We start from the raw sequence: 7,883 nt of genomic DNA, 5'->3' as shown, positions 1-7,883 counted from the left end.
AGCCGGAATTCTCGATCGAAATGGGGCTTTGTTTCGATCGACAGACTGTCAAAATTTGTTTTTTGACAGTCTGAAAAGACGCGCTGCAATACGCAGCGCGTCTTTTATCGCCCCTCTGCTTTCAGAGGGAAAGAGGAAGAGAAGAAGAGGTCGATTGGTTATGTGGGAAGGCCGCCGTTCGGGTACAGTATGACCCGCGAGGCCTCCTTTGCCCGCAAAAGCGAGAAGGCGCGTTCGATCTCCGCCAAGGGCAACCGGTGCGAGATCAGATCGGTCAGCCGCAGCCGCTCGTCGCCCAACAGGGCGAGCGCCTCCGGAAAGGATTTGCTCAAAACGCCCATCATTTGCAATTCTTTTTGCGTAAAAACGGCGGGCGGCACTTCGCCTATTGCGTTGTGGTTAAGGCCGAAGAGCAGCAGACGCCCCCGGCTGTTCAGCAGACGCACGGCCTCGGTCAGGATCGCGCCCGTGCCCACCGCGTCGATCACAACGTCGGCCAGCGTGTCCCAGTGGCGCATTAGCGCGTCCCGCACCTGTTCGCGCTGCGAATCGATCACGACATCCGCGCCGCAGCGAAGGGCCTGTTCGATGCGTTTTTCTCCCTTCGCCACGACGGCGAGCTGCCGCACCCCGAATATCCTCAGCACTTTGATAAAGGTCAGTCCGATCGGCCCGGCGCCGTACAGCAGCACGCGCTCGGTCGGCAGGGGTTTTATTGTTTTCATGCCGCTCATCACACAGGCGAGCGGTTCGGTCTGGGCGGCTTCAGCCGGGTCCACGCCCTCCGGCAGGCGGTAAAGCTGGCCCGCGTCCACCACCGCGTACTGGGCAAAGCCGCCGTCGCAGGTTTGGCCGTAGTGATGCGGGTGCGCGCACAGGTTACGGAAGCCGTGCTTACATTCCCAGCACGCGCCGCACGGCAGGCAGGGATTGACGGCGACCTCGTCGCCGGGGCGGTACTCGGTAACGCCCTCGCCCACCGCTTCCACGGTGCCGCAAAACTCGTGCCCCATGATCACGCCGGGATCGATATGCTGCCCCGGCGGCACGCTCAGTCCGTGCAAATCGCTGCCGCAAATGCTAGCGGCGCGTATTTTGAGCAGTACGTCGCGTTTTTCCCGCACCTGCGGTACCGGTACCTGTTCGAGCTCAAGCACGCCGTTTCCCTTGAACACTGCCGCCAACATATTTGCCAAAATGCATGCGCCTCGCTTTCTCCATCCGGCTTTTAAACGTTATTGCCCCAAAGCTCGGAGCTGTCCGCGTTCTCGGTGGTGATGATCACCGGCGCGAGCGCGTTGTTAAAGCAGCCGTCCATCTTCTCCGTGCCGTCGAGCGCCTTGCCCAGATAATCGACCGCGTCGGTCGCCATCTGGAACGCGGGCTGCGCGCAGGCCGCGTCGATATAGCCGTCCTTGATGTAGTCGATCACGCCGGGCGTGCCGTCCACGGTGGTGATGATGATGTGTCCATCCTCGCCCTTCTTTTTCAGCAGCTGCATCTGATCGAGCGCGTTGATGACGGAATCCGCCATAACGCCGTCCGACGCGCAGTAGATCGCGTTGATATTCGGGTCGGCCTGAAACGCGTCGAGCGTATCGTTATACGCCGTATCCGACTGCCAGTAGGTGGGCAGGGAGGAAACGATGGTAAAGCCCAGTTCCTTCGCCGCCTGCTGGAAGCCCTGCGAACGCTCCAAACCCGAGGTGCTGGCCTGATCGCCCATCAGCTCAAGCACCTTCAAATCCTTGATGTCGATCCCCTGCTCCTTGGCCTGATCGACCAGCGCGGTAGCGCCCTGATAGCCGCACTGCACGTTATCCGCTTGGTTGACGGAAACAAACTTGCCCTCGGTGACCGTTCGATCGATCAGCGTGACCGGGATGTTCGCCTCGTTGATCGCGGTGACGGAATCGGCCATTGCGTCCGCGTCGACCGGGGCGAGCACGATGCAGTCCACGCCCGCCGCGATCACATCGTTGATCTGCGAGGCCTGTGTGTCCGCTTCGTTATCCGCGTTGTAAAAGCTTACCTCGTACCCTTCGGATTCGGCGTATTCCTGCGCCTTCTTGCCGACCGAGTAGATAAATTCATCCGCTACCGAGTGCATCATGATCGCCATGGATTTCTTTTCGCCGCCGGTATCGCCCGCCGGGGCGTTTGCCGCGTCCCCGCCGTCGGCCGGCGCGGGGGTGGAACCGCAGCCCGCCAGCACGCCCAGCAGCATCGTCGCCGTCAGGAACAGACTGCCTCGCCGAAGAATGCTCTTTTTCATTTATTTTTCCTCCTCCTGTTTTATGTGTATCGGGCCCTATGCCCGCATACATAAGGGGTTAATCGGCCTGCTTCATGCGGTTTTTGACCGCATCGAACAGCACGGCCAAAAAGATAATGAAGCCCTTGGCCACGTTCTGCCACTCCGCCGCGACAGAGAATAGATTCAGCGCGTTGTTGATCACGCCGATCAGCAGCGTGCCGACCAGCGTGCCGATCATGCTGCCCGAGCCGCCGACCATGCTGGTGCCGCCGATCACGACCGCCGCGATGACCATGAATTCAATACCGTCGCCCATGGCGGCGTAATAGCTGCCCAGACGCGCCATGTTCAGATAGCCCGCGATGCCGCTGATCAGGCCCATGAGAATATAGGCGCTGCAGGTAATCAGCTTATCGTTGATGCCGGACACGCGCGCCGCGTTCAGGTTGCCGCCAACAGCGGTCAGCTCCCTGCCGTACACGGTCTTGTGCAGCAGCAGGTAGCCGAGCAGAAACAGAACGACGATGACCCAGATCTGGATCGGTACGCCGAGCAGCTTGGTTTTGCCGAAAAAGGTAAAGCTCGCGCCAAGCTTGCGGAAGGATACGCCGCCCGTTAGCACGAGCGACATGCCCCGGCACATGCACTGCGTGGCCAGCGTGGCCAAAAACGCGGGCATGCCCAGATATGCGACCGATACGCCGTTTACCGTGCCGACCAGCAGCGCGATCACGAACATGGCCCCGATCGCCAGCGGCTCGGACACGCCGCTTTGCGCCAGAATGGAATACACGCTGCCGCAGCACACCATGATGCCGCCGATCGATACGTCGATGCCGCCCGTCATGATGACGAACGTCATGCCGATGCCGAGCACCGCATAGGTCGTGACCTGCAAAAAGACGTTGGATGCGTTCGCCATGGTGCGGAAGCTGGGACAGGTAATCGCCAGCAGCAAAATAACGAACAGAAATAACAAATAAATGCCGTATTTCAGGCCGATCTGCACCGGCCGGCTCTGCGTGCCGCCCGGCGTTTTCGCGCGTTTACTCATATCATTCCCCTCCCATGGCCGCTTCGAGAAGCGCGGCGGGCTGCAAAGAACTGTCGTTTTGCAGCTCGCACACCTGCTCGCCGTTTTTCAGCACGATCACCCGGTCGCAGGTGCCGAGCACCTCGGGCACCTCGGAGGACACCATGACGACCGCCACGCCCTGCGCGAGCAGCCGCTCGACGATCGCGTAGATCTCCTGCTTGGCGCCGATATCGATGCCGCGCGTCGGCTCGTCGAGCAGCATCAGCTTTGGCGCGGTCGCCAGCCATTTGGCGAGCACCACCTTTTGCTGATTGCCGCCGGACAGATACTTGACCGCCCGCGCGACCGACGGCGTTTTGACCCCCAGATCCGTTACGCCCTTTTGGCTGATCGAAAGCTCTTTTTTCGGATCGACAAAGACCGCGCCCTTGATCGCCTTTAAATTGGCCAGCGTCATATTGAATTTTACAGATTCGTCTAAAACCAGACCTTCCAGATGCCGGTCCTCGGTTACCATGGCAACGCCCCGGCGGATGGCTTCGCGCGGGTCGCGAACGGCCGCCGCGTCGCCGTTTATTGCGATCTCGCCCGCGTCGTATTTGTCCAGACCGAAAATGCTGCGCAGCACCTCGGTGCGGCCCGAGCCGAGCAGACCGTACAGGCCCACCATCTCCCCTTGCCGCACGGTAAAGTTGATATCGCGCAGCTTGCCGCGCCGCGTCAGCCCTTTGACGGACAGCACCTCTTTCCCATACCTGCGGGCCGGGTGGCTGTACTGCTCTTCGGCCGTATGGCCGAGCATTTTGCCGACGACCTCGGTGCGGGATATCTCGTGCACGCCGCATTTTAGAATGCGCTCGCCGTCCCGCATGATCATCAGCGTGTCGCAGATTTCATAGATCTCATCCATATGGTGCGTGATGAATACGACCGCCGTGCCCTGCTCCTTGAGCTCGCGCACAATCTGAAATAAAATATCCACCTCGGACGAGGTCAGGGACGAGGTTGGTTCGTCCAAAATCAAAATTTTGATGCCGCGCGTCAGCGTGCGCCCGATCTCGACAAGCTGCTGCTCGCCGATCTTCAGGTCGCCCACCAGCTGCTCCGGGCGGCAGTGGTCCAGCCGCACACGCTTGAGTATGGCTTCGGTATCGCTTTTCAGCTTGCGTGTGCGCAGAAAACCGCCGCACGCGGGGATGTCCTGAATGAAAATGTTGGAGGCGATATCCATCTTCGGGAACAGGGAAAGCTCCTGATGGATAAAGGCGATGCCCAGCCTTTCGGCGTCCTTGGTGCCGCGTATGGCGACCGTTTTGCCGTTCAGCGTGATCGCGCCCGTATCATGCGGCACAACGCCGCCGAGCACGTTCATCAGCGTCGACTTGCCCGCGCCGTTTTCACCGAGTATGGCGCAGACCTCGCCGGGTTCCAATGTAAAATCCACGTCTTTGAGCGCGTGTACGCCGGGATAGTGCTTATTGATCGCAGTCATTTCCAAAAGCGGTTGATTCATGCGGAGACTCCTCCCCTCCCTTTGCCGCCCGTTTCTTCTCCGGTCAGGAGAACAGGGCGCGAACGGTCTTGATATCTCTGGATAACAGCGTAAACGGGTCGCTGTCCAGCAGGCTGAGCGGCTTTTTGTTATAATAGTTTTCCAGCAGCAGCCACTCGGTGCAGCCCGCTCGCTTGATGGCCGCCGCGGTCTCGGCAAAGCCCACGTCGCCCCGGCCCAGCAGGGCGGACGAAATAGTGCCGTTATAGCCGTCCTTGATATGGATCTGTACGATGTGCTTTTGCAGGCCGCACAGGATATCCATCTGCGAATAGCCGCGGTCCAGATAGTAGTTTTGCGTGTCGTACATGATCTTCAGGCGCGGGCTGTTTACTTCCCGCAACAGCTTTTTGGTGTGCTCCACGCTCAGTACGTTTTCCGCCGCGATCGTCAGATCCAGACTTTCGGCCAGATCGCAGGCCAGACGCATTTTTTCGCAGGTGTTGTAAAAATCCCGCTCGGTGCGGATATCGCCGCTGTCGAAGCTGGGCAGCTGCACCACCGGAATGCCCATATCGTGCGCGGCTTTCAGGCCGGCGCGGATGGTCTCGATCGCGATCAGGCCCTCGAAGCTGTCGCGGTCATGCGACATGCCGTGCGCGTTGAGCGCGTTGAGCGCCATCGAGGGAAAGGCGATGTGATACTTTTCGCCGCATTCCAGATAGGCCTGCTGTATGCGCGGGTTGGACAGCGGAAAGCCGGTCTCATAATCGCCGAAATCCAGCTCCATGCCATCGAGGCCAAGCTCTTCGGCGATTTTCAGCCCATGCGGGCCGGGAAACGGAAAAGCCCATTCGACGATGCCGATTTGATATGCCATACGGTCCTTACTCCCTTCATACCGGTTTACCGTGTGTCAGTGGCACTCGCGCCCGCCCGAAATATTGAAGGAGGAGCCGGTGATGAACGCGGAATCCTCGCTGGCGAGGAATACGCACAGCTTGCCGATCTCCTCGGGCTCGCCCATACGCTTCAGCGGCGTGGCTTCGTTGAATTCCTTTAAGTATTCTTCAAAGGTGAGGCCGTACAGCGGCGCGCGGTCGGTCAGGCAGCGCTGGATCATATCGGTGTTGATGGTGCCGGGCGCGATGGAGTTGACGCGCACGCCGTATTCGGCAAGCTCCAGCGCCAGCGACTGCGCCAACAGCCGCACGCCCGCCTTGGATGCGCAGTAGACGGCGTTGAACGCTTCGGCTGTTTTGGAGGCGCACGAGTCGATCAGCACCATTGCGCCCGCGCGCTGCGCCTTCATCTGCCTGCCCACATATTTGCTGAACAAGAAGGTGCTGCGCAAATTGACCGCGATCACCGCGTCCCAATCCTTTTCCTCCTGATCGACGATCGCGCACGAACGCAGGATACCGGCCGCGTGCGTCAGAATATCGATCCGGCCGAAATGGTCGACGGCGGAGGATACGAAGCCCTGAACGGTCTCGCTATTCGATACATCGCCTATGGCTGTCAGGCAGTCCCTGCCGAGCGCGCGGATCGCTTCCGCCGTTTCGGCCAGCCGTTCTCCGTTGATGTCGAGGATCGCCAGATCACAGCCGTTTTTCGCGTACTCCAAGGCCACGCCTTTCCCGATTCCCTGCGCCGCGCCGGTCACCATTGCGATTTTTCCCTGTAACTTCATGTTCCGCACCTTCCCTTTCGATCCGCGAACAAACGCGAACTTGTTTGGCTTTAATTTTGTTTTATGTTTTGATTTGTTTTCGATATATGCATTATAAATCAAAAAAAAATCGATGTCAACAAAACAACTTTGTCGTATTTAACAAGAAAATCACTTCATAATCGGAACAATATACAAAACATTATAAAAACAAATTAATTTTGTTTTGACAAACAGGCAGAAACAGGATATACTGAAAACAACAAACAACCGTTGCCAAGCCGATAGCCCATTGTCCCCGGCTTGCCGTTGCGCGGAAGAAAATTTTATACTATAATAGATTGGTAAGATTAACCGATTCAGGCTGATCTGTATCAGGTAGGAGGAGATCTTGTGACCATCCGGCAAATTGCAGAATCCTTGGGCGTGGCGCCGTCCACCGTATCCGTGGTGCTGAACAACAAGCCCGGCGTGCGCAGCGAACTGCGGCAAAAGATCCGCGACACGCTCATTGAAAACGGCTACAGCATCAAGGACAGCAAGGCGAGTCAGGGCCGTATCCTGTTTGTATATTATAAAAGCACGGACTACCTTGCCGCGCGCGGGGATGATACGATGTCCTCCATCCTCGCGGGGATCGAGTCGGTCTGTCTGGAAAAGCGCTTTACCTTTTCCGTGGCCAACGCCACGCCGCGCACGCTGGACGATATTTTGCTCGCCGCCGCGCCGGAAACGTACAGCGGCGTCATTTTGCTGGGCACGGAGTATTACCAGCCGCCGCGGGACGCTTTTTTCTCACTGTCCGTGCCGCTCGTCGTGCTGGACGGCTTTTTCCCCGAGTATCCGCTCAGCACAATCAACATCGATAACAGCTACGGCGTCCATCAGGCGGTGAAATGTCTGCTGGACAACGGCCACCCCAAGATCGGCTATCTGAAAAGCTCGATTGAGTTCGGCTGCCTGCGCGACCGCAAAAACTGCGTGTGCTCCTCCATGAACGAGTTGGGCCTGACGCTGGAGCCGCAGTATGTGATCGAGGTCAGTCAGGAGTCCGAGGTGATTCAGAAGGAGGTCGAATACTTCCTGAAAACCTCGGAAACCATCCCCACCGCCTTTATTGCGGATAACGATATCATCGCGGTCTCGGCCATTCAGGCGTTCCAGCGGGCGGGCCTGCGCGTGCCGGACGATATCTCCATCATCGGGTTCGACGATTCCAAGGTCTGCACCATCTTGACTCCCTACTTGACCACCGTGCGGGCCAATTTTGTAGGCATGGCGCGGCTGGCGACAGAGCGCCTGATCCAAATGATCGAGGAGGGCGCGGGCGACATTATCAAGTCGACCGTCGGCACAGAATTGATCCAGCGCCAATCGGTCGCGCCAAACGCCAAAAACCAATTCATTATTCGTACAAAATAATACT

The 7,883-nt window shown here is 58.4% G+C and carries 7 protein-coding genes; 1 reads left to right on the top strand and 6 read right to left on the bottom strand.

Annotated elements, in window-relative coordinates; all coding sequences use genetic code 11:
- Nucleotides 1-158: 158 nt before the first annotated feature.
- Genes NE562_RS09875 through NE562_RS09850 form a run of 6 tightly spaced genes read right to left on the bottom strand, consistent with a single transcriptional unit; the run spans nucleotide 159 to nucleotide 6,478 of the window.
- Entirely contained in the window at nucleotides 159-1,187 is a 1,029-nt protein-coding gene (locus tag NE562_RS09875) for a zinc-dependent alcohol dehydrogenase (protein ID WP_280962247.1), read from the bottom strand.
- Nucleotides 1,188-1,228: 41 nt separating this feature from the next.
- The gene (locus tag NE562_RS09870; protein WP_280962246.1) at nucleotides 1,229-2,275 is read right to left on the bottom strand and encodes a sugar ABC transporter substrate-binding protein; all 1,047 of its coding nucleotides are present in this window, start codon (nucleotides 2,273-2,275) and stop codon (nucleotides 1,229-1,231) included.
- Between the two features lie 58 nt (nucleotides 2,276-2,333).
- Nucleotides 2,334-3,311, bottom strand: a complete 978-nt coding sequence (locus NE562_RS09865) for an ABC transporter permease (RefSeq protein WP_280962245.1) — start codon at nucleotides 3,309-3,311, stop codon at nucleotides 2,334-2,336.
- A gap of 1 nt (nucleotide 3,312) precedes the next feature.
- Nucleotides 3,313-4,806 carry a sugar ABC transporter ATP-binding protein gene (locus NE562_RS09860; RefSeq protein ID WP_280962244.1) on the bottom strand — a complete coding sequence of 498 codons (1,494 nt, stop codon included), beginning with the start codon at nucleotides 4,804-4,806 and terminating at the stop codon, nucleotides 3,313-3,315.
- Nucleotides 4,807-4,849: 43 nt separating this feature from the next.
- Entirely contained in the window at nucleotides 4,850-5,665 is an 816-nt protein-coding gene (locus NE562_RS09855) for a sugar phosphate isomerase/epimerase family protein (protein WP_280962243.1), read from the bottom strand.
- 36 nt (nucleotides 5,666-5,701) lie between these two features.
- Complete coding sequence (locus tag NE562_RS09850) at nucleotides 5,702-6,478, bottom strand: SDR family NAD(P)-dependent oxidoreductase (RefSeq protein ID WP_280962242.1); 777 nt, start codon at nucleotides 6,476-6,478, stop codon at nucleotides 5,702-5,704.
- Nucleotides 6,479-6,850: 372 nt separating this feature from the next.
- On the opposite strand from NE562_RS09850, the gene NE562_RS09845 reads away from it, so the two are divergent.
- The gene (locus tag NE562_RS09845) at nucleotides 6,851-7,879 is read left to right on the top strand and encodes a LacI family DNA-binding transcriptional regulator (RefSeq protein ID WP_280962241.1); all 1,029 of its coding nucleotides are present in this window, start codon (nucleotides 6,851-6,853) and stop codon (nucleotides 7,877-7,879) included.
- The last annotated feature ends 4 nt before the right edge of the window (nucleotides 7,880-7,883 follow it).

The sequence above is a fragment of the Butyricicoccus faecihominis genome (assembly GCF_024462775.1).
Taxonomy (GTDB): domain Bacteria; phylum Bacillota; class Clostridia; order Oscillospirales; family Butyricicoccaceae; genus Agathobaculum; species Agathobaculum faecihominis_A.
Note: the sequence above shows the minus strand (reverse complement) of the source record. Positions and strands in the feature narration are given on the sequence as shown.